Here is a 215-nt window from a genome sequence, read left to right on the forward strand (position 1 = left end):
GGCTAAAACAATCGGTGTAAGTAATAACTACGTCTGACTAAAAAGCCAGAATCGCTATCAGTAATCACTCGGCCATGCCACTAGCAGTTTTTTTTCAGTCATATTGACTTCTATTACAGTTTGCTTATGCCTTGGAATCAGGCGTTCTTCATTGTCTAAACTGTCTGAATTTGCCTTTACACGCTTGATGTCATGGGCACGGGTTTCAATCATTT

Annotated in this window: 1 pseudogene; it reads right to left on the reverse strand. The window is 40.0% G+C overall.

From position 1 onward, the window contains the following. Positions 1-57: 57 nt before the first annotated feature. Positions 58-215 (reverse strand): annotated as a pseudogene (locus V6252_RS13415) (ribosome maturation factor RimM); the annotation flags it as partial.

Origin of the sequence: Psychrobacter proteolyticus (assembly GCF_038155145.1) — a bacterium.
In the GTDB taxonomy this organism is placed as follows: Bacteria; Pseudomonadota; Gammaproteobacteria; order Pseudomonadales; family Moraxellaceae; genus Psychrobacter; species Psychrobacter proteolyticus_B.